The following is a 22,150-nucleotide window of genomic DNA, read 5'->3' on the forward strand; positions in this document are numbered from 1 at the left end:
CGGGATTCACCCGGGCGAAGGCGCCGCGGAAGCCGCGTAGTAGCGGGCGCACGAACGCAGCATCCCCTCCGGGGAGAGGGTGAACACGTCCACGAACTCCCTCTCTTGCACGCCGAGTCGGCCCATCGCGACCACGCAGTCCCCCTGGGCGACGATCCGGCTGATCCGGGGGCGGTCGCCGGGCCGACGGGGGTGTTCGAGGTCGGGACAGAGGGTGTCGCCCGCGTGCAGCAGGGAGCCGTAGCCGTCGAGGTCGCCGACGTCGAGGTAGTGGTAGGCGAGGCGCACGTGGTCGACGCCGGAATCGGTGACGACCCGACTGGACGGCGGTCGCCCGACGTACCGGCTGTTCATGGACGGGTCCTCTCGTTCGACCGCACCCCGTGCGGGTGCCGCCCCCTCCACGGTCGGGGTTCCGCACAACTCGCGGCTATCCTCCGCCTATCGCGTTCACCATCACGCAATCTCCACACCATGGACAACCGGAGAGGTGTTCGGGGAGACTGACCCCGCGCTCCGTCCGATCACTGGTGTGCCTCCAGCTGGGAGACTCATGACCGTTTCACCCGGCGGGGTTCCGCCCACCCCCGATCCGGTGGTCTTCCGCATCCTGGGGCCGTTACAGGTCACCGGCCGCGACGGGCCGGTCCGCGTACCCCCGGGGCGGCAGGAGGTCATCCTCGCCGCCCTGCTCCTCGAAGCGAACCGGGTGGTCAGCACCGATTACCTGGTCGACCTCATCTGGGACGACGAGCCGCCGGACACGGCGCGCACGCAGGTCCAGATCTGCGTGTCCCGGCTGCGCAAGCTCTTCACGACGGCCGGCATCGCCGCCGCCATCACCACCCGGCCACCGGGCTACGTCCTCAAGACCGAGGGCGAGGACCTCGTCGACGCGGCCCTCTTCGCCCGCCGGGTGGCGGATGCCCGCGTGCTGGGCAAGCGCGGTGAGCATGCCGGAGCGGTAGAACTCCTGCGCAGTGCGGGCGAGTTGTGGCAGGGCGACTGCCTGAGCGGGGTATCCAGCGAGACGTTGCGCAGCAAGGCGCTCCAGCTCGACGAGGAGCGGTTGACCGCCGCCGAGACGCGGATCGAGCTGGAGCTCGACCTGGGCCGCCACCACCAGCTGGTCGGCGAGATCCAGTTGCTCGTACGGGTACACCCGCTGCGGGAGCGGCTGCGCGGGCAGTTGATGCTGGCCCTGTACCGCTCGGGCCGGCAGGCGGAGGCCCTGGAGAGCTACCGGGTGGGGCGCGAGCTGCTGGTGGAGGAACTCGGTCTGGAGCCGGGCGGTGAGCTGCGCCGGCTGGAGCGGGCCATCCTCTCGGGCGACGTCCCCCCGGCCCCCTTCGGCGGCGAACCGGCCGGCCACCAAGGCGGCGGCTTCGGCACCGGCTACGGCGGGCTCGCGGGCACCACCACCCTCGGCTTCGCGAGCGGCGCCACGGGCGGCGGGGCGACCGGGCCCGGCGACGGCAGACCGGACGCCCGACCGGGCGGGACGAGCGGCTCGGGCGGCGGCTTCGGCAGCGCGGGCGGCTTCGGCGGCCCGTCCGGCGGCGCGGGCGGCTTCGGCGGCCGGCCCGGCGACCCCGTCGCCGGAGTGGTCGCGGCGGCTCCGGGTGGGGCCGTGGAGAGACCGGGGTACGGCTCCGGCGGCCACTCCGCGCCGTCCCCCGGCGTCGCCCCCTCCGGTCCGGCCGGCGCCACCCTCGCCGCCACGGCCTTCGCCGGGCTGGGCGGAGGCCTCGGCTCCGCGCCGACCCACCCCCAGGGGCATCCCCTGGGCCACGCCCACGTGCAGGCCCCGGCCGGGGCCCCCGCGCTCCCGCACGCCGGCGCCGCGGGCCGGATCCTGGTCGACGCGTCGGAGGCGGCTCTCGTACCGGGTGCCTCCGACCGGACCCCGGGGGCCGGCTTCCGTGAGGAGATCCCCCGGCAACTGCCCGCCGACACCTCGGACTTCGTGGGCGACGACGAGGACATCGTCCGCATCGAGCGGGCGCTGCTGGGCGACGGCGTGCGCCGCGCCGTCGGGCTCGCCGTGATCGTGGGAAAGCCCGGCACCGGAAAGTCCACCCTCGCCACGCACATCGCCCACCGGCTCGGCGAAACCGCCTTCCCCGACGGCCAGTTGTACTGCGATCTGCGCGGCACGGGCACGCCCGCCACCTCGGGCGAGGTCCTCGGACGGTTCCTGCGGGCGCTCGGCATCCCCGGACCGGTGATCCCCGAGTCCCAGGACGAGCGCGCCGAGATGTACCGGACCCTGCTCGCCGCCCGCCGGCTCCTGGTGGTCCTGGACGACGCGGCCTCCGAGAGCCAGATCCGGGCCCTGCTGCCCGGCAGCAGCACCTGCGCGGTGCTGGTCACCAGCCGGGTCCGGCTGACGGGCCTGCCCGGGGCGCACCGCGTCGAGCTGGACGTGATGGGCACCGAGCACGCCGTGGAGCTGCTGGTCCGGGTGATCGGCGAGGACCGGGTGGCCCGCGAGCGGGCCGCCGTGGAGGCGTTGATCCGTACGGTGGGCGGGCTGCCGCTCGCGCTGCGGATCGTCGCGGCCCGCCTGGCGGCCCGCCCGCACTGGACCCTGGCCTCGATGGTGCAGCGGCTCGCGAGCGAGCGCGGTCGACTCGACGAACTGACCCACGGCGAGATGACCATGCGGGCCAGCCTGTCCCTCACGCACGACGGTCTGGTGGAGAGCGACCGGCGCCTGTTGCGCCTGTTGAGCCTCGCGCAGGGGCAGACCCTGCCGGGCTGGCTCGCCGGCGCCCTCCTGGACGATCCGCGTCCCTTCGCCTCGGACCTGTTGGAGCCGCTGGTCGACGTACAGATGCTGGACGTGGTCGGCGTGGAGTCCACGGGCGGGTTCCGCTACCGCTTCCACGAGATCATCCGGGTCTTCGCCCGCGAGCAGCTCGCGGCCGGCGATCCCGTCGACCGGCAGGAGGCCACCGTCCGCATGCTGGGGGGCTGGATGTCCCTGGCCGAGCAGGCCCACCGTCGCATCTACGGCGGGGACTTCACCGTGCTGCACGGAAACGCGCCGCGCTGGCAGCCTCCGGAGAGCTGTGTGGACGAGCTGCTCGTGGACCCCTTGGAGTGGTTGGACAGCGAGCACGCGAACCTGGTGCAGGCCGTCGAACACGCCGCCCGGGAGCAGATGGACGAGTTGTGCTGGGACCTGGCCACGACCCTGGCCACGCTGTTCGAGGGCCGCGGCTACTTCGACGACTGGGAGCGCACGCACCGGCTCGCCCTGGAGTCGGTCCGGGCCGCGGGGAACACCCGTGGCACGGCGGCCCTGCTCAGCTCGCTGGGGGTGTTGCACCTGGCGCGCAGCCAGGGCGAGGAGTCCCGTACCGCGCTGACGACGGCCCTCGGGCTGTTCGAGGAGCTGGGCGAGGTCCAGGGCGCGGCGCTGTGCCACCGCGACCTGGCGCTGTTGGAGCGGATGCGGGGGAACGAGGACCTCGCGCTGTCCCTGTACGAGCGCTCGCTGCTCGGCTTCGACCAGGCCGGTGACGTGGTGGGGCGGGCCATCGTCCTGACGCAGAGCGCGCACATCTGGATGCGACGCGGGCAGACCACGGCGGCCCAGAGCCGGCTCGACGAGGCGCTCGGCATCTACCGCTCCATCGGCTACACGGGCGGTCAGGCCCGCACCCTGCGACGGGCGGGGCAGTTGCTCCAGGGGCAGGGGGAGCACGAGCGCGCGGTGCGCACCTTCACGGAGGTGCTGGAGCTGTGCCGGGACAGCGGGGACGTGATCGGCGAGGGGCACCTGCTGCGGGACCTGGGCCACGCCCACGCGGAGACGGGTCGGTCCGAGGCGGCGCGGGGTTTCTACGCGCAGGCCCTGTCGGTGCGGGAGCAGATCATGGACCAGGGGGGCGCCGCGCTGGTCCGCCTCGATCTGGCGAGGCTGCTGACGGCGAACGGCGGGGTGAGGGAGCGGTCCCGGTCGCGGGAGCTGTTGCAGAGCGCGGTACGCGCCTTCCGTGACCGGGGGATGGAGCCGGAGCTGGCCGAGGCCGAACGGATGTTGCGGGCCTGAACCCCGGCCGGGGTCGGCGTCAGTCCCACGGGTTGGTCTGCTTGGTGGAGGCGGTCGGGCTCGGGGAGGCGTCCGGGCCGGCGTTGGTGCCGTTGGCGCCGGCGCCTCCGTCGGTCACGGCGGTTCCGTTGGTGAGGGGGGCGGAGGGGCCGTCGGCCTGGGCGACCTGGGCGCCGAGGACCGCGGCGCCGGCGATGGCGACGGTGACGAGGGCGGCGCGCAGGGCGTGGGAGAGGGTCATCTCGGGTCCTTTCGTCGGTGCGCTCCGGGGGCTTCCGGGGCGCTTCCTTCTTGCTTGACCTCAACTTAGGAACCGCTGGAATCCCGCTACCGGCCCCGCTCCTATCCCCCCGCTATCACGGCCCGCTATCGCTATCGCCGATCCGTCGGGGCCGGTGATAGGGGCCGCCGAGCGGAGCACGAGCATCCGGTGATGCCCCCGCGATAGCGCCGTGCCGACGATGGAGATCAGGAACGGGACCGTGACCCCGGTCCCCGCTGTTCCCCCTCACCGTCGCCGGGAGCGCCCTGTGAACACTCATGCGAAGACCCTCGTCCACACCACCGTGCGCCCCACCCCGAGCACGGACCCCCTGAGCACGACCGCCACGAGCACGACCGCCACCGGCACGACCCCCTCGGGCTCGCAGGAGACCTCCCGGGTGGGAACCCTGATACGGGCCCACCGGCTGCGCATCGGCCTGACCCAGCGGGAGTTGGCGGACCTGTCGACCATCAGCGTGCGGGCCATCCGCGATCTGGAGCAGGGCAAGGCGAGACGGCCGCGCCCCGACACGGTGCGGCTGATGGCGGACGCCCTGCGGCTGGGACCGCGGGCGCGGACCGCGTTGGAGGCGGCCGCCCAGCAGGGCCGGAGCGTCGGCCAGGGCTGGGTGCACCCCCCGGCCCCGCCGACGGCGTTGCACGCCGCGCTGGGCAGGCAGGCCGAGACGGCGGTGCTGGAGCGGGAGTTGACCGCCGGGGCGGAGCGGCTCGTGCACGTGGTGGGGCTCGCCGGCGTGGGCAAGACCCGGCTGGCGCTGGAGGTGGCCGAACGGCTGCACGGCGCGGGGACTCCGGTGCTGTGGCACGCCTTCCCCGGGGCGACGGCCGACTACCTCTCCTACGGGGACGCCGTGTTGGCGGACCGGGTCGCCCGCGCCGCCGCCGAACTCTGGGGGGCGGACCCGACGGAGGTGGGCCCGGCCGGCGCCGAAGGCGGGAGCGCGGCAGCCGCCGGGACCGGAGCCGGTACCGCCCTCGGCTCGCTGGTCGACCTGCTCGGGGAGCAGCCGGTGTTGCTCGTCCTCGACGGCGCCCCGGCCGTACCTCCCCGGTTCGACCGGCTGACGGCGCTGTTGCGGTCCTGCCCCGGGCTGCGGCTGTTGGTCACCTCGGACCAGCCCTGGGAGGTGCCGGGTGAGCGGATCTTCCTGCTGTCCCCGCTGGAGGTCCCGGCCGAGGGGACGGCGGACGCGGCCGTGCCCTCCGTACGGCTCTTCCTCGACCAGGTCCGGCGGGTGCGCCCCGAGTTCACCGCCGGCCCGGCCGATCTGGAGCGGGCCGCGTGGTTGTGCGGGCGTCTCGACGGGCACCCGGGGGCGCTCGCCGCCGCCGCGTCCTGGCTGGTGGTGGCCGACCTGACCACCCTGTGCGACAGCCTCGACGCCGACCCCGTCGCCCTCCTCGACCACCTGGGCGCCGGCGCGGGCGCGGACCGCTTCCGCACCACCCTCGGCCGACGGCTGGACCGCCTCTCGCCCGGCGCCCGCGCCCTGTTGGACGCCCTCTGCACCCCGGACGGCGCCCCGAACGGCGCCCCGGAGGCCGGCGCGCGCCCCGCCGCCGCGTCCGCCGGGGCGGAATTCGGGCTCACCGATGTCACCGCCCTCACCGGGCTCGGCCTGCCCGAGTCGGGCCGGATGCTGCGCGAGCTGCTGATCAGCGGGGCCGTCCGGGCCGCCCACGAGAGCGGGGGCTCGCGCTTCCGGGTCCTGGGCCTGGTCCGCGCCGCCGCCCGGCGGGCTCCCCAGCGCGCCTGAGCACCGGGCGCGACCGCCCCACCGGTGCCCGCGAGGCACCCCGGGGGCGCCCGGCAGCACCCCGGCGGCACCCCACCGGCACCCGCCCGGAGCAACTGCTGCCGCAAGTGCCGGAGCAACTGCCGCCGCGGCCGACGGGCCGCGGGTTGTATGACGTACGGCCGGACGGCGCCCCTGGAGCGCCTCCGGATTCCCGATCCACCCCCGCCCTTCCCCTCTCCGAGGAGCCTCCGCATGTCTCCCACCGCGTCCGAACGGAGCAGCGCGCACGGGCCGGCCGCTGCGCGGCTGCCCCTGTCGGCGGCGCAGCGTGACATCTGGACGGCCCACGGCCTCGACGCCACCGGCAGCCGCTACAACATCGGGGAGTACCGGGAGCTCCTGGGCCCGCTGGATCTCGCGCTGGTGGAGCGGTCCTTCGAGCAACTGGCCCGCGAGGCCGACGCGTTGCGCATCCGGGGGACGGGGTCCGAGGAGGACGGCTCGCTGTGGCTGGAGCTGTGGCCCGCGGAGGCGGGGCGCCGGCTGGAGTTCGTCGACCTCGGCGCAGAGCCGGACCCGGACGCGGCGGGCCGCGCGTGGATGGCGACCGAGATCGCCCGGCCGTTCGACCTGGCGGGCGGTTGGCTGACCCGACACGTCCTGATCAAGGCCGGTGTGGCGCAGAGCGGTGAGCAGCGCTGGTTCTACTTCCACTCCTTCCACCACCTGGCCATCGACGGCATGGGGATCTCCCTGCTGGACCAGCGCCTCGCGGAGCTGCACGAGCGGGCGGTCGCCGGCGAGCCCTGGGGGCCGAATCCCTTCGGTTCCCTGGCCGAGCTGCTCGCCGAGGACGCCGGCTACCGGGCCTCGGCGGAGGGGCTCGCCGACCGGGCGCACTGGGCGGCGCACCTCGCGGCGCTGCCGCAGACCCCGCGCCTGGGCGAGGGCCGCTCCGGCCGTACGGCGCCGGGCGCGCTGCCCTTCGTACGCCGCACCGTGGTGCTGGCCCCCGAGCGGGTGGAGCGGCTGCGTGAGGTGGCGCGGGCCCGGCGGGCCCCCTGGACCATGATGGTCATCGCGCTGGTCGCCGCGTACGTCCATCGGGTGGGCGGAGGCGGGGAGTTGGTGTTGGGGCTGCCGGTGACGGGGCGGCGCACCGACCTGGCCCGTCGGACGCCCGGAATGCTGTCGAACGTGATCCCGCTGCGGGTTCCGGTCCGCGCGGACGGGACGACGGCCGAGCTGCTGGCGTCGGTGGTCGCGGAGACCCGACAGGGGTTGAAGCACCAGCGCACCCGGTACGAGGACATGTGCCGGGACCTGGGCCTGGGCGAGTCGGAGCGGCGCCTCGCGGCGCCCCTGGTCAACATCATGGCGTTCAACCCCGGGATGCGCTTCTTCGGTCTGCCCACGGTGCAGCACAACCTGACCAACGGGCCCGTGGAGGACCTGGCCGTCGGCGTGTACGACCTGGGTCCGGACGGCGGACTGCGGATCGACTTCGACGCGGCCCCCGAGGTCTGCGACCTGGCGGCGGTGGCCGGGCACCAGGACCGTTTCGTACGGTTCATGGAGACGGTCCTGTCTGACGTCGAAATACCGCTGTCAGCAGTGGAGTTGCTGGATACCGGCGAGCGCCGACAGGTGCTCCGGGAGTGGACGGGGCTGCGTACCGACAGCGCTCCGACCACCCTCGTCGAGCGGTTCGAGGAGCAGGCCCGGCTCCACCCGGACGCGCGGGCGGTGGTCTTCGGCGGTCAGGAACTGACCTACGGGAAACTCGACGCCCGCGCCAACCGCCTGGCCCACCACCTCAGCGCGAACGGCCTGGGACGCGGCGACCTCGCCGGGATCCTCCTCGACCGGGGCATCGACTTCACCGTCGCCCTCCTCGCCGTCGTCAAGACCGGCGCCGGATACGCCCTCCTCGACCCCGAGTTCCCCGACGAACGCCTCGCCGGGACGGCCCGTGAGGCCTCCCTCGGCGCCCTGATCACCGACGCCGGGCATCACGGCCGACTCCCCGAGGGATCCTGGCACACCACCCTGGTCGACTCGCACCGCGAGGTCGTCGCCACCCGTCCCGCCGGCCCGCTGAAGGTGTCGCTGACCTGGGACGACGTCGCCTGCGTGATGTTCACCTCCGGCTCCACCGGCCGCCCCAAGGGCATCCTCTCCTCACACCGCAACCTGGTCTCCACCCTCACCGACCAGACCTACGCCACCTTCGGCCCCGGCGAAGTCTTCCTCCAGTGCTCCCCCGTCTCCTGGGACGCCTTCAGCCTCGAATTCTGGGGCGCCCTCCTCCACGGCGGAACCACCGTCCTCCAACCCGGACAACGCCCCGAACCGGCGCTGGTGGCGGAGTTGTCGCAGCGGCACGGCGTGACCATGCTCCAGCTGTCCTCCAGCCTGTTCAACTACCTCACCGACGAGCACCCCGAGGCGTTCACCACCACCCGCATCGTCTACACGGGCGGCGAGCCCGCCTCCCCCACCCATGTACGGCGCCTCCACGAGGCCCGTCCGGGCCTGGTCATCACCAACGGGTACGGGCCGGCCGAGTCGATGGGCTTCACCACCACCCACACCACCGACCCCCACCACCCCACCACCGGACCCCTCCCCATCGGCCGACCCCTCACCAACAAACACGCCTACGTCCTCGACACCCACCTCCACCCCACACCCCCCGGAACCACCGGAGAGCTCTACCTCACCGGCGACGGACTCGCCCACGGCTACCTCGCCCAACCCACCACCACCGCAACCGCCTTCATCCCCAACCCCTACGGACCCCCCGGCACCCGCCTCTACCGCACCGGAGACCAAGCCCACTGGGACACCCAAGGCAACCTCCACTACACCGGCCGCACCGACACCCAAATCAAAATCCGCGGCTTCCGCATCGAACCCACCGAAATCGAAACCACCCTCACCACCCACCCCCACATCACCCAAGCCACCCTCGTCCACTCCGACGGGCAACTGACGGCGTACGTGGTCGCCGCGCCCGAGGCGCGGGGCGCGGCCCCCGCCCCCGACGCGTTGCGCGCCTGGCTGCGGGAACGGCTGCCGGAGCACATGGTCCCGGCGCGGTTCGCCGTGCTGGAGCGGCTGCCGCTGACCCCCAACGGGAAGATCGACAAGAGGGCGCTGCCGGCGGTGGAGGTCCCGCTCGCCGCCGCGGGTCGTCAGCCCCGCACCGAGGCCGAGGAACTGGTGCGGACCCTCTTCTCCGAGGTGCTCGCCGGCCCCGCGCCGCTGTCCATGGACGACAACTTCTTCGATCACGGCGGCCACTCCCTCCTCGCCGCCCGCCTCACCAACCGGATCGCCGCCACCCTCGGTGTCACCCTCACCCTGCGCGACGTCTTCCAGCACCCCACCCCCGCAGCCCTCGTCCGCCGCATCGACGAGGTGGCCGACCGGCCGGCCCTGCCGCCGCTGCGGCGGTCGGCGGCCCGCCCCGAGCGGCTGCCGCTGTCCTTCGCGCAGCAACGGCTGTGGCTGGTCGCGGGGCTCGGCGGCCCGGGCGCGACCTCGTACAACGTGCCGATGGCGGTTCGTCTGGAGGGCGAGCCGGACGTGGCCGCCCTGCGGGCCGCCTTCCAGGACCTGGCCGCCCGGCACGAGCCGCTGCGCACCCGGTTCGCCACCGCGGACGGGGACCCGTACCAGATCGTCGACCCGCTGCCCGCGCCCGCGTTCGAGCTGCGGACGGTCACGCCCGAGGCCCTCGACGGGGAACTCCTCGCCGCCGCCCGGCACGCCTTCGACCTGGCGACCGAACACCCCTTGCGGGTCACGCTGTTGCGCTCCGGAGAGGGCGCGCACACCCTGCTCGTCCTCCTTCACCACATCGCCACCGACGGGCAGTCCCTGCGCCCCCTGTTCGACGACCTTTCGGTGGCCTACGCGGCCCGGCTGGCGGGCTCGGCCCCCGACTGGGCTCCCCTGCCGGCCGAGTACGCCGACTTCGCGCTCTGGCAGCGCGGCGCGCTGACGGGCGCGCCGCTGGAGGGCCGGCTCGCGCACTGGAAGACGGCGCTGGCGGGTCTGCCGGAGGAGCTGGGGCTGTTGCCCGACCGGCCGCGCCCGCCGGTCGCCGGGCAGCGCGGCGGGGCGGTCCGGGTGGACTTCGGGACCGAGCTGCACAAGCGGGTGGTGGAGCTGGCCCGCGCCGAGCGCTGCACCCCCTTCATGGTGTTGCAGGCCGCGCTCGCCGCGACGCTGACCCGGCTGGGGGCGGGCACCGACGTCCCGCTGGGCTCGCCGGTCGCGGGCCGGCCCGACGAGGCCCTGTCGGGGCTCGTGGGCTTCTTCGTGAACACCCTGGTGCTGCGCACCGACACCTCCGGCAACCCGGCCTTCCGGGAGCTGCTGGCCCGGGTCCGCACCGCCGACCTCGACGCCTTCGCCCACCAGGACGCCCCGTTCGACCTGGTGCTGGAGGCGGTGAATCCGGCCCGCTCCCTGGCCCGGCACCCGCTGTTCCAGGTCTGCCTGGCGCTGGAGTCCGGTCCCGCGGTCTCCCCCGTACTGCCCGGGCTGCGGGCCGGGGAGGCGGAGGCGCTGGCCACCGGGGCCGTCAAGTTCGACCTGGAGTTCCTGCTGCGCACCGACGAGGGTTCGGGCCTGACGGGGGCGGTGCTCTACAGCTCCGACCTGTACGAGCGGGCCACGGTGGAGCGGATGACCGCGATGCTGCGGCGGACGCTGGAGCAGGCGGCGCGCGAGCCCGGGGTGCGGCTGTCGGAGCTGGAGCTGCTGGACGGGGCGGGCCGCCGGCAGGTGCTCCGGGAGTGGACGGGGGTGCGTACCGACAGCGCTCCGACCACCCTCGTCGAGCGGTTCGAGGAGCAGGCCCGGCTCCACCCGGACGCGCGGGCGGTGGTCTTCGGCGGTCAGGAACTGACCTACGGGGAACTCGACGCCCGCGCCAACCGCCTGGCCCACCACCTGAAGGCGAACGGCCTGGGACGCGGCGACCTCGCCGGGATCCTCCTCGACCGGGGCATCGACTTCACCGTCGCCCTCCTCGCCGTCGTCAAGACCGGCGCCGGATACGCCCTCCTGGACCCCGAGTTCCCCGACGAACGCCTCGACCGCACCGCCGCCGACGCCGCGATCACCACTCTGATCACCGACGCCCGTCACCAGACCCGGTTGACGGTCGGCCGCTGGTCGACGGTGCGCGTGGACGCCGATCAGGCCACCATCGCCGCCCGCCCCGACAGCGCCCTGTCCGTCGACCTGACCTGGGACGACGTCGCCTGCGTGATGTTCACCTCCGGCTCCACCGGCCGCCCCAAGGGCATCCTCTCCTCACACCGCAACCTGGTCTCCACCCTCACCGACCAGACCTACGCCACCTTCGGCCCCGGCGAAGTCTTCCTCCAGTGCTCCCCCGTCTCCTGGGACGCCTTCAGCCTCGAATTCTGGGGCGCCCTCCTCCACGGCGGAACCACCGTCCTCCAACCCGGACAACGCCCCGAACCGGCCCTGATCGCCGCCCTCGCCCAGCAGCACCGGGTCACGATGCTCCAGCTGTCCTCCAGCCTGTTCAACTACCTCACCGACGAGCACCCCGAGACCTTCGCCACCACCCGCATCGTCTACACCGGCGGCGAGCCCGCCTCCCCCACCCACGTGGAGCGACTGCACCGGCTGCACGCCCACGTCACGGTCACCAACGGGTACGGGCCCGCCGAGTCGATGGGCTTCACCACCACCCACACCACCGACCCCCACCACCCCACCACCGGACCCCTCCCCATCGGCCGACCCCTCACCAACAAACACGCCTACGTCCTCGACACCCACCTCCACCCCACACCCCCCGGAACCACCGGAGAGCTCTACCTCACCGGCGACGGACTCGCCCACGGCTACCTCGCCCAACCCACCACCACCGCAACCGCCTTCATCCCCAACCCCTACGGACCCCCCGGCACCCGCCTCTACCACACCGGAGACCAAGCCCACTGGGACACCCAAGGCAACCTCCACTACACCGGCCGCACCGACACCCAAATCAAAATCCGCGGCTTCCGCATCGAACCCACCGAAATCGAAACCACCCTCACCACCCACCCCCACATCACCCAAGCCACCCTCGCCACGCACCCGGACCACCACCGGACCCCGCAGCTGACCGCCTACCTGGTCACCACCGACCCGGACCTGTCCGGTCAGGACGTGCGCCTGTGGCTGCGCACCCTGCTGCCCGACCACATGGTCCCGGCCTTCGTGGTCCTGCTGGACCGGCTGCCTCTGACCCCGAACGGGAAGATCGACAAGACGGCGCTGCCCGCGCCCCAGGCGGTGACGACGGCCGGCGGTCGCGAGCCCCGCACCCCGCTGGAGGAGTCGGTGCGCACCGCCTTCAGCGAGGCCCTGGGCACACCGTCGCCGCTGTCGATCGACGACAACTTCTTCGACCAAGGCGGCCATTCCCTGCTCGCCGCCCGCCTCACCAACCGGCTCGGAACCGCGCTGGGCGTCACCCTCACCCTGCGCGACGTCTTCCAGCACCCCACCCCCGCCAGCCTCGCCCAGCACATCGAGACCCGGCTGCTGTCGCAGCCGACCGCGCCCCGGCGCGCCCGGCCCGCCCTGCGCCGCCGTACTCCCGACCAGGAACGGAGTTCCTCATGAGCACCACCGAGCAGTACCCGGCCGATTCCCTCGCCCCCGCACCCGACGACGTGGTCTGGGACCTGCCGGGCGACGGGCCGCAGCGCACGGCGCTGCTGGTCCTGCCGCACGCGGGCGGCAACGCCCACGCGTACGCCGAGTGGCGGGAGCACCTGCCCTCCGACGTGCGCCTGTTGATCGGCCAGTACCCGGGCCGGGGGGCCAGGTTCGCCGAAGACCTGCCCCGGGACGTCGCCGATCTGGCGGGCCCGGTGGTGGCCGCGCTGCCGGCCGGGGTGACCGAGGACCTGGTGGTGCTGGGCCACAGCATGGGCTCGCTGGTCGCCTTCGAGGTGGTGCGCCTGCTCGACGCGGCCGGCCGTACCCCCCGGGCGCTGGTGGCGTCCGCCTGCCGGGCGCCGTTCCTCGCGAACCCGTGCGCCGTGTACCCGGAGCGGTTGGACGACGACGAGCTGGTGGCGGCCATCAAGGAGCGCGGCGGCACCGACGACTCGATCCTCGACGAGCCGGAGCTGCGCGAGATCATCCTGCCGTCCATCCGGGCCGACTTCGCCATCGACGACGTCTACCGCTGCGAGGAGTCCGAGGCCCGGGTGGCCTGCCCGGTGACGGTGATCGGCGGGGACGCCGACCCGGTCGCCCCGGCCGCTTCGCTGGACCGCTGGGCGCAGATCACCGACGCCGGCTTCTCCTCGTACGTCCTGCCGGGCGGCCACTTCTACTTCCAGGGGCAACTGCCGGACTTCTTCGCGGTCCTGGCCCCGCTGGTCGGCGGGCGCACCGCCGCCACGGCCGCCGTCTGAGCCCGCCGCTCCGCAGGCCCGCCCCGCACGCCCGCGCCGCACGCCCGCGCCGTGCGTGGCGCACCGCGAATGGCGCACCGCACTTCCGGATCCACTCTTCCGAACTCCGCACCGTGTGAAGGACCTTCGATGACCACGTACGCAGAATCCCCCGCGAGCCCCGCCGCCGCCTCCACCGGCGTCATCGCCGTACGGGAGCCCGGCAAGCCCGCCGTCGTCCACACCCCGGCCGGTCTCGACCTCGCCGACGCGGTGGCCTGGCTGACCGAGCACCGCGCCGACATCCAGGCCGAGTTGCTGCGCGGTGGCGCCGTCCTGCTGCGCGGGCTGCCCGTCGAGGACGCGGCCTCCTTCGCCGCCGCACGCGACGCCCTGATCGTGCGGCGCGCCGGATACAAGGAGAAGGCCACCCCGCGCACCGACTTCGGCGAGGGCGTCTTCTCCTCCACCGACCTGCCGGCCGTCCAACCGATCCGCCTGCACAACGAGAACAGCTACACCCTGGACTTCCCGGGCGTGCTCCTCTTCGGCTGCGTCACCGCCCCCGAGGTGGGCGGCGCCACCACCGTCGGCGACATGCGCGAGGCGCTGCGGCTGCTGCCGCCCGAGCTGGTCGAGCGCTTCGAGCGGGCCGGCTGGCTGCTCGTGCGCAACTACTCGGAGCTGGCCGGGCTGCCCTGGTACAAGACCTTCGCCACCGAGGACAAGGCGGTCGCCGAGGCCTACTGCGAGGAGAACACGGTCGGCTACGAGTGGGTCGAGGAGGACGACTCGATGATCACCCGGCAGCGGCGTTCGGCCATCGTCACCCACCCGGTGACGGGAGAGCGGACCTGGTTCAACCACTTCGCCTTCTGGAACGCCCGCACCCTGGACCCGGACGTCCGCGAGGTGCTCGTCGAGACCTACGGCGAGGACGGCCTGCCCTTCAACACCTACCTGGGCGACGGGTCCCGGCTGACCGACGCGGAGGTGGACGCCGTCAACGCCGTCTACGACCGGGTGACCGTGCGCGAGACCTGGCAGCGGGGCGACCTGATGATCGTCGACAACATCCTGTGCGCGCACGGCCGCGAGGCCTTCAAGGGCGACCGGAAGATCCTCGTCGCGATGGGCGAGCCCGTCGCGCTCGCCGAGTGCGCGCCCGCCACCCAGCCGTCCACCACCGTCTTCGTCGGGGAGTGACCCTCATGACCGCCGTACTTCCCGAGCGCGTGCGCACCGCCCCCGCGCCCCTCGCCACCGCCGTCCCTTCCGCGTCCGTCCCTTCCGCGTCCGGCGCTTCCCCGTCCGGCTCCTCCGCGCCGGCCCCCGTCGACCTGCTCGCCCGGCTCGCCCTGGCGCCCGCCGGCCGGACCGCCGTCGTCTCCCGGGAGCGCGAGCTGAGCTTCGGCGAGCTGCGCGCCGAGGCCATGCGCGTCGCGGCCCGCCTCGCCGAGCGCGGGATCGGCCCGGAGAGCGTGGTCGCCCTGTGCCTGCCGCGCGGCGCCGACCTCGTGGCCGCCCTGATCGGGACCCTGACCGCGGGGGCCGCCTACCTGCCGGTGGACCCGAAGCTGCCCGCCGAGCGGCGCCGCTACCTCGTCGAGGACGCGGGCGCCGACCTGGTGGTCACCGCCGACGCCACCACCGCGCCGCCGACCGCGGGCGCGCCGCACCTGAGCGTGGCCGACCTGGTGGCGCCGGGCTCCGGGTCGACGTCCGGGGAGTCGACGTACGCGCCCGTCGCCGTGTCCGACGACACCCTCGCCTACGTGATCTACACCTCCGGTTCCACGGGCCGCCCCAAGGGCGTGGAGATCGGTCGGGCCGCGGCCTCCGCCCTCCTGGCCGAGCTGGAGGGCGCCGGCATCGCCGTCACCGACGGGGGCAGGGTCGGCTGGAACGCCTCGCCCTCCTTCGACGCCTCCGTGCAGCAGTGGACGCGGCTGTGCCGGGGCGACACCCTGGTGATGATCGACGAGGAGACCCGCGCGGACCCGGCCCTGCTCGCGCGCTTCGTCGACGAGCAGGCCCTCACCGACCTGGACATCACCCCCTCGCACGCCGACCCGCTCCTCGACCTCATCACCGCCGATGGCGGCCCGCGCCCGCTGACCCTGCTGATCGGCGGCGAAGCCGTCAGCCCCGCCCTGTGGGACCGGCTCGGCGAGCTGGGCGAGCGCGGGGTGCTGCGTACGGTCAACCTGTACGGGCCCACCGAGTGCACGGTGGACTCCACGGCCGGTTGGGTGGACCGGGCCGACGCCCCCCACATCGGCTCCGTGCTGCCGGGCCTGCGGATGCGGGTCCTCGACGGCGGCCTGAAGCCGGTCGCCGAGGGCGAGAGCGGCGAGCTGTACCTGGCCGGACCCCGTGTGGGCCGCGGCTACCGGGGTCGGCCCGCGCTCACGGCGGAGCGGTTCGTGGCCGACTCGGCCGGATCCGCCGAAGGGGCCGCCGACGGGGGCCGCATGTACCGCACCGGCGACCTCGTACGGCTGCTCCCGGGCGGCCGGCTGGGCTACCTGGGCCGGGCCGACGGTCAGGTCAAGCTGCGGGGCCACCGCATCGAACTCCCCGAGATCGAGGCCGCGGTGGCCGCCTTCCCGGGTGTCGCCGAGGCCGTCGTGGTGCTCCGCGAGGACGTCCACGGCGCGCCGGGCCTGGTGGCCTACCACCGTCCGGCCGACGCCGCCGGCACCGCCGTCTCCGAGGCCGCCCTGCGCGAGCACCTCGCCGCCGCGCTGCCCGCGTACATGGTCCCGGCGGCGTTCGTCGCGCTGGAGAAGTTCCCGACGACGGTCAACGGCAAGGTGGACCGGGCCGCGCTGCCCGAGCCGGTGCTCGCCGCCGCCCCGGCCGTGAACCCGGCCGCCGAGGGCCTCAGCGCCTCGCAGGAGCTGATCGCGGGCGTGTGGGCGACCGTGCTGGGCGCCTCGCACATCGGACCCGACGACAACTTCTTCAAGCTGGGCGGCCATTCCCTGCTCGCGATCAAGCTGGTCTCCCGGGTCCGCGCCCAACTGGGCATCGCCCTCCCGGTGAAGGCCGTCTACGCCAACCCGCGCCTGCGGGACCTGGCCGCCCATCTCGACACTCTGGTCGCGGCCACCGCGCGCCAGGACTCCTGAAGGACTCCCCCGTGATCCCGTTGTCGTACGCCCAGCGCCGGCTGTGGTTCCTGGCCCGGCTGCACGGCCCCTCCGCCACCTACAACGCCCCGGTGGTCCTGCACCTGGACGCCGAGCCCGACGCCGGGGCCCTCGCCCTCGCGCTGGCCGACGTCGTGGAGCGGCACGAGGTACTGCGCACCGTCCTGCCGGCCGGGGACGACGCGGAGCCCCGCCAGCAGGTGCTGGCCACGACGGCCGTCCCCCCGCTCACCGCCGAGGAGTGCGCGCCGGGCCGACGGGACACGGCGGTCGCCGAGTACATCCGGCGCCCCTTCGACATCACCGCCGAACCACCGCTGCGGGCCCGGCTGTTCCTCCCGGACGGGCAGGCCCCGACGCTGGTGCTGCTGATCCACCACGTGGCCACCGACGGCTGGTCCGTACGCCCCCTCCTGCGCGACCTCGCCCGGGCTTACACGGCCCGCCTGGCCGGGCGCGAGCCCGGCTGGGAACCGCTGCCCGTCCAGTACACCGACTACAGCCAGTGGCAGCACGAGCTACTCGGGGACCCCGCCGATCCGGACAGCCTGGCCGCCGAACAGGTGGCGTACTGGCGCACGGCCCTGGACGGCGCCCCGACGGTGCTGGACCTGCCGACCGACCGGCCCCGGCCCGCCGAGCCCTCGGGGCGCGGCGGCGCCGTGACCGCCCGGCTGGACGCCGCCTCGCACGGCGGGCTGCTCACGCTGGCCCGCGCCCACGGGGCCAGCCTCACCATGGCCGCCCGGGCGGCCCTCGCGGCGGCCCTGGCGGCGGCCGGGGCCGGGGAGGACGTGGTGATCGGCGCCCCGGTCGCGGGGCGCCCCGACGAGGACCTGTACGACCTCGTGGGGTTCTTCGTGAACTCCCTCGCCCTGCGCACCGACCTGTCGGGCGACCCGACCGTCGGGGAACTGCTCGGCCGGGTGCGGGACGCGGACCTGGTCGCCTACGAACACCAGGAGTTGCCCTTCGACCTGCTGGTGGAGCGGCTCAGCCCCGAGCGGGCCCTGGGCCACCACCCCTTCTTCCAGACCATGTTGACCGTGGACGCCGGCGACGCCGGGGCCCCGGTCGGCGTGGAGCTGGGCGGCGGGATCACCGCCCGCCCCGTCGACGTCGACCTGGACGCCGCCAAGTTCGACCTGACCTGGTACTGCGCGCAGCGACTCTCCGCCGACGGCCGGCCGGACGGCATGGACATCTCCCTCCAGTACGCGCGGGACCTCTTCGAGGAGGGCACGGCCCGGCTGCTGCTGGACACCTTCGTCCGGACCCTGGAGGGCTTCGCCGCCGACCCGACGGGTCGCCTCTCCGCCCTGACCCCGCTCCCCTCCGGCGCGGCGAAGGCCCTGGCCGACCTGCGGGCCGCCGCCACCCCGACCCCGTCCTCGGCGCGGGTCCCCGAGGCCCCCGTACGGCGCGACGTGCTCTCCCCGCGCGAGGAGATCCTGTGCGGGCTGTTCGCCGAGGTCCTCGGCCGGGACGCGCTCGACGCCGACGCCAATTTCTTCCGCAGCGGCGGCCATTCGCTGCTCGCGAGCAAGCTCGTCAACCGGATCCGGGGCGCGCTCGGCCTGGAGCTGGGCATCCGGGACCTGTTCCTCGCCCCCACCCCGGCCGCCCTGCACCGCCGGCTCGCCGCGGCGGGCCCGGCCGCCGCCGCGCGGCCCGCACTGGTCTCCGTACCGGCCGCCGAACGACCCCCGCGGCTGCCGCTGTCCGCGGCGCAACGGGCCCTGTGGCTGCTGGGCCGGATCGAGGGCCCCTCGGCCGCCTACAACGCCCCGCTGGTACTGCGCCTGGACGCGGTCCCCGACCGGGCGGCGCTCTCGGCGGCGCTGGGTGACGTACTGGAGCGGCACGAGGTGCTGCGCACCGCGTACGGGTCCGAGGGCGGGGAGCCGTACCAGCGGATCCTCACCACCGTCCCCGCGGACCTGTGCGAGCCGGTGCACTGCGCGCCCGGACAACTGGAGGGCCTCGTCGACTCCTTCGGCCGGGACCCCTTCGACCTGGACGGCCGACTCCCGCTGCGGGCACGGCTGTTCCTGCCCGGCGACGGGACCTCGGTGCTGGTGCTGCTGCTCCACCACATCACCACCGACGGCTGGTCCCTGGCCCCGCTGCTGCGAGACCTGGGCGAGGCGTACGAGGCCCGGTGCGCGGGTCGGGCCCCCTCCTGGACCCCGCTGCCGGTGCAGTACGCCGACTACGCGCTGTGGCAGCACGCGCTGCTCGCTGACCCCGAAGCCCTGCTGGGCCACTGGCGGACCGCCCTGGAGGGGCTGCCCTCCCGTACGGCACTGCCCGCCGACCGGCCCCGTCCGACGGAGCCCTCGGGCCGGGGCGCGACGGTGTCGGCCGCGTTGGACGCGGACGCCCACCGGGCCCTTTCCGCCGTGGCGCGGGAGCGCCGGGCGAGCCTGTTCATGGTGGTGCGGGCGGCCTTGGCCGCGACCCTGTCCGCCGTGGGCGCCGGCGAGGACCTGGCCATCGGCACACCGGTCGCGGGCCGCGGCGACCAGGCCCTCCACGAACTCGTGGGCTGCTTCGTCAACTCCCTGGTGTTGAGGGCGGACCTGTCGGGCAACCCGACGGCGGGCGCACTCGTGGAGCGACTGCGCGACACCGACCTGGCCGCCTTCGACTACCAGGACCTGCCGTTCGACCTGCTCGTGGAGGAACTCGGGGAGCCGGGGCGGACCTTGGGCGAGCATCCGTTCTTCCAGGTGATGCTGACCGTGCGGGAGGCGGCCGACGACCGGATCCGCCTCGGCGCGCTCACCGGCCGGGCCGGCAGCACCGACCTGGGCGCCGCCAAGTTCGACCTGTCCTTCCACTGCGCGGAGCGGCACACGGCGGACGGCGCCCCCGGCGGGCTCGACGTGCACGTGCAGTACGCCACCGACCTCTTCGACGAGGAGACGGCTCGGCTGCTCCTGGAGGTCTACGTCCGGGCACTGCGCGCCTTCGCCACCTCGCCCGAACTCCCCCTCGCCGACCTCGGGTTGCTGCGCGAACCCGAGGTCCGGGAGCTGGCGGAGCGCCGGTCCCGACGGGAGGCCCTCGACCTCGCCTCGGCCCCGACCCCGGCTCCGGCCCGGACGGGAGCCGCGCTCTCCCCGCGCGAGGAGATCCTCTGCGGACTGTTCGCCGAGGTGCTGGGCCGGGAGCGGCTGGCGGCGGACGCCAACTTCTTCAAGTCGGGCGGGCATTCGCTGCTCGCGAGCCGGCTCGTCAACCGGATCCGGGCCGTCCTCGGCGTGGAGGCCGGCATCCGCGACCTGTTCCTGGCCCCCACGGCGGCCGCCCTGCACCGCCGTCTGGGCACGGCGGACGGAGCCGGCCCGGTCCGGCCCCCGCTGGTGGCGGTGGCGCCGGCGGACCGCCCGGAGCGGCTGCCCCTGTCGTACGCGCAGCGCCGACTGTGGTTCCTGGACCAGCTGGAGGGGCCCTCCGCCACGTACAACATCGCGCTGGTGCGCCGGCTGGAGCAGCCCCTGGACCCGGCGGCGCTGGCCGGGGCCCTGGCGGACGTGGCCGGACGGCACGAGGTGCTGCGCACGGTGTACGGCGCCGAGGGCGGGGAGCCGTACCAGCGGGTCCTGCCCCAGGCGCGGCCCCGGCTGGAGCTGGGGTGGCCGACCGACGTGGCGGCGGCGGTGGACGAGGCCGCGGGCGAGGTCTTCGACCTGACGCGGGACCTGCCGCTGCGGGCCTGGCTGTTCCTGCCCGAGGGTGAGGGGCCGCAGACGCTGGTCCTGCTGCTGCACCACATCGCCGCCGACGGCTGGTCGACGGGACCCCTGCTGGCGGACCTGTCCGCCGCGTACGGGGCCCGGTGCGCGGGATCGGCCCCCGACTGGGAGCCGTTGCCGGCGCAGTACGCGGACTACACGCGGTGGCAGCGCGGACTCCTTGACGATTCGCGGGAGTTGCTCGACCACTGGCGCGGGGCGCTGACCGGGATGGCTCCCCTGATCGACCTGCCGACCGAGCGGCACCGGCCGCCCGTGCCCTCGGGCCGTGGCGCCGTCACCGCCTTCGAGGTGGCCCCGGACACGCACCGCGCGCTGACCCGGATCGCGCACGCCCGGGGCGCCACCCTGTTCATGGTGGTGCAGGCGGCGCTCGCGGCGGCCCTGACCCGGGCCGGCGCGGGCACCGACCTGGCCATCGGGACCACGGTCGCGGGGCGCGGCGACGACGCCCTGGCCGAACTCGTGGGCTTCTTCGTGAACACCCTGGTCCTGCGGACCAACACGGGTGGTGATCCGACGTTCGAGGAGCTGCTCGACCGGGTGCGGGAGGCGGACCTGGCCGCGTACGCGCACCAGGACCTCCCCTTCGACCTCCTGGTGGAGGCGCTCAACCCGCACCGCTCCTCCGCCCACGACCCCCTCGTGCAGGTGATGCTCCAGGTGAACCCGGCGCCGACCGCGGCCCCGGGGGGTCCACTGGCCGGCACCGAGCAGGCCTTCGCGGCCGGATCGGCGAAGTCCGACCTCACCTTCGCCCTGACGGAGCGGGCGGAGGGCGGCCTGGCGGGAGTGCTGGAGTACGCCACCGACCTCTACGGGCCCTCGGGCGCGGGCCGACTGACCTCGTTGCTCGTGGCGGCGCTGGACCGGTTCGCGGCCGACCCGGGGCAGCGGGTCACCGACCTGCCGGCCCCGCTCGACCGGCGCCCTGAGCGGCCGACGGCCGGGGGGTACCGGATCGACCTGGAGCGGGTCGATTCCGTCCTCGCCGCCCACCCGGGCGTCGCGTCGGCCCGGACCCGGGTGACGCAGGGCCGCCTGGTGGCGGAGGCCGTCCCGCTGGGCGCCCCCGTGACCGAGGCGGAGCTCCAGGCCTGGGCGGCGGACCGACTGCCGGAGTACGCGGTACCGGCGACGATCCTCCTGCCGTCGCCCGCCACGCCACCTACGGCCCCGGCGGCAGCGACGTCCGCGACGGCAGCCGCGGAGGCTGCGAAGGATGCGAAGGCGGCCGGGCGGGCCCTGGACGAGGCCCTGCTGCGGTTGTTCGGGGAGGTGTTGGAGCGGGGTCAGCTCGGCCCGGACGACAACTTCTTCAAGTCGGGCGGGCATTCGCTGCTCGCGGTACGCCTGGTGAACCGGGTACGAGCGGAGCTGGGCCGGGAACTGACCCTCCGCGAGGTCTTCCGCCACCCGACCCCGGCCAGACTGGCGGCCCTCCTCTCCTCGGCTCCCCCAACCCCCCCGACCCCACCTCCGCCCCTCCGCCGCCGCACCCACGCGGGAGCCCGCGTACGGCAGCCGTAGGGGGGGCGGGCGGGGTCGGGGGGAACCTCGGCGGGGCCTGTGCGGGGCGGTCTCTCGGAACGTTTGGGGGTTTCCCGCCAGTCCACTGTCCTTCCGTGCCGGTCCGGTCCCTCAAGGGCGCTCCCTGCGGTCGCGTCGCTACGCGATGGCCTTCGGCCACCCTTGACCGACCGGC

The 22,150-nt window shown here is 74.6% G+C and carries 9 protein-coding genes; 7 read left to right on the plus strand and 2 right to left on the minus strand.

Features of this window, described 5'->3' with window-relative positions:
* Nucleotides 1-6 precede the first annotated feature (6 nt).
* Entirely contained in the window at nt 7-354 is a 348-nt protein-coding gene (locus ACIOD1_RS15640; protein WP_365627513.1) for a nuclear transport factor 2 family protein, read from the minus strand.
* Between the two features lie 199 nt (nt 355-553).
* Between ACIOD1_RS15640 and ACIOD1_RS15645 the strand changes: the two genes are divergently transcribed.
* Entirely contained in the window at nt 554-4,060 is a 3,507-nt protein-coding gene (locus ACIOD1_RS15645; RefSeq protein ID WP_401902694.1) for an AfsR/SARP family transcriptional regulator, read from the plus strand.
* 19 nt (nt 4,061-4,079) lie between these two features.
* Here the strand turns inward: ACIOD1_RS15645 and ACIOD1_RS15650 are convergent, their stop codons facing one another.
* Nucleotides 4,080-4,301: a hypothetical protein gene (locus ACIOD1_RS15650; protein WP_365627507.1), complete on the minus strand. Its 222-nt coding sequence runs from the start codon at nt 4,299-4,301 to the stop codon at nt 4,080-4,082.
* A gap of 289 nt (nt 4,302-4,590) precedes the next feature.
* Here ACIOD1_RS15650 and ACIOD1_RS15655 point away from each other — a divergent pair, with 289 nt between their 5' ends.
* The 6 genes from ACIOD1_RS15655 (at nt 4,591) to ACIOD1_RS15680 (ending at nt 21,975) form a co-directional block, all read left to right on the plus strand.
* Entirely contained in the window at nt 4,591-6,102 is a 1,512-nt protein-coding gene (locus tag ACIOD1_RS15655) for an AAA family ATPase (RefSeq protein ID WP_401902697.1), read from the plus strand.
* A gap of 234 nt (nt 6,103-6,336) precedes the next feature.
* The gene (locus ACIOD1_RS15660; RefSeq protein ID WP_401902699.1) at nt 6,337-12,747 is read left to right on the plus strand and encodes an amino acid adenylation domain-containing protein; all 6,411 of its coding nucleotides are present in this window, start codon (nt 6,337-6,339) and stop codon (nt 12,745-12,747) included.
* Nucleotides 12,744-13,550, plus strand: coding sequence for an alpha/beta fold hydrolase (locus tag ACIOD1_RS15665; protein WP_365616833.1), 807 nt, complete (start codon nt 12,744-12,746; stop codon nt 13,548-13,550). Before ACIOD1_RS15660 ends, ACIOD1_RS15665 begins: the two co-directional genes overlap by 4 nt.
* Nucleotides 13,551-13,679: 129 nt before the next feature.
* On the plus strand, nt 13,680-14,735 hold the full coding sequence (locus tag ACIOD1_RS15670; RefSeq protein ID WP_365616831.1) for a TauD/TfdA family dioxygenase: 1,056 nt from the start codon (nt 13,680-13,682) through the stop codon (nt 14,733-14,735).
* Nucleotides 14,736-14,740: 5 nt separating this feature from the next.
* Nucleotides 14,741-16,663: an amino acid adenylation domain-containing protein gene (locus ACIOD1_RS15675; protein ID WP_365616829.1), complete on the plus strand. Its 1,923-nt coding sequence runs from the start codon at nt 14,741-14,743 to the stop codon at nt 16,661-16,663.
* A gap of 11 nt (nt 16,664-16,674) precedes the next feature.
* Nucleotides 16,675-21,975 carry a condensation domain-containing protein gene (locus ACIOD1_RS15680; protein ID WP_401902702.1) on the plus strand — a complete coding sequence of 1,767 codons (5,301 nt, stop codon included), beginning with the start codon at nt 16,675-16,677 and terminating at the stop codon, nt 21,973-21,975.
* The last annotated feature ends 175 nt before the right edge of the window (nt 21,976-22,150 follow it).

Source organism: Streptomyces sp. NPDC088097 (assembly GCF_044741845.1).
Lineage (GTDB): Bacteria > Actinomycetota > Actinomycetes > Streptomycetales > Streptomycetaceae > Streptomyces.

Bases quoted from the DNA above. Each gene is read 5' to 3' on its own strand.
- ACIOD1_RS15660 (WP_401902699.1), top strand. From the start codon at position 6,337: ATGTCTCCCACCGCGTCCGAACGGAGCAGCGCGCACGGGCCGGCCGCT.
- ACIOD1_RS15670 (WP_365616831.1), top strand. From the start codon at position 13,680: ATGACCACGTACGCAGAATCCCCCGCGAGCCCCGCCGCCGCCTCCACC.
- ACIOD1_RS15650 (WP_365627507.1), bottom strand. From the start codon at position 4,301: ATGACCCTCTCCCACGCCCTGCGCGCCGCCCTCGTCACCGTCGCCATC.
- ACIOD1_RS15645 (WP_401902694.1), top strand. From the start codon at position 554: ATGACCGTTTCACCCGGCGGGGTTCCGCCCACCCCCGATCCGGTGGTC.
- ACIOD1_RS15675 (WP_365616829.1), top strand. From the start codon at position 14,741: ATGACCGCCGTACTTCCCGAGCGCGTGCGCACCGCCCCCGCGCCCCTC.
- ACIOD1_RS15640 (WP_365627513.1), bottom strand. From the start codon at position 354: ATGAACAGCCGGTACGTCGGGCGACCGCCGTCCAGTCGGGTCGTCACC.
- ACIOD1_RS15665 (WP_365616833.1), top strand. From the start codon at position 12,744: ATGAGCACCACCGAGCAGTACCCGGCCGATTCCCTCGCCCCCGCACCC.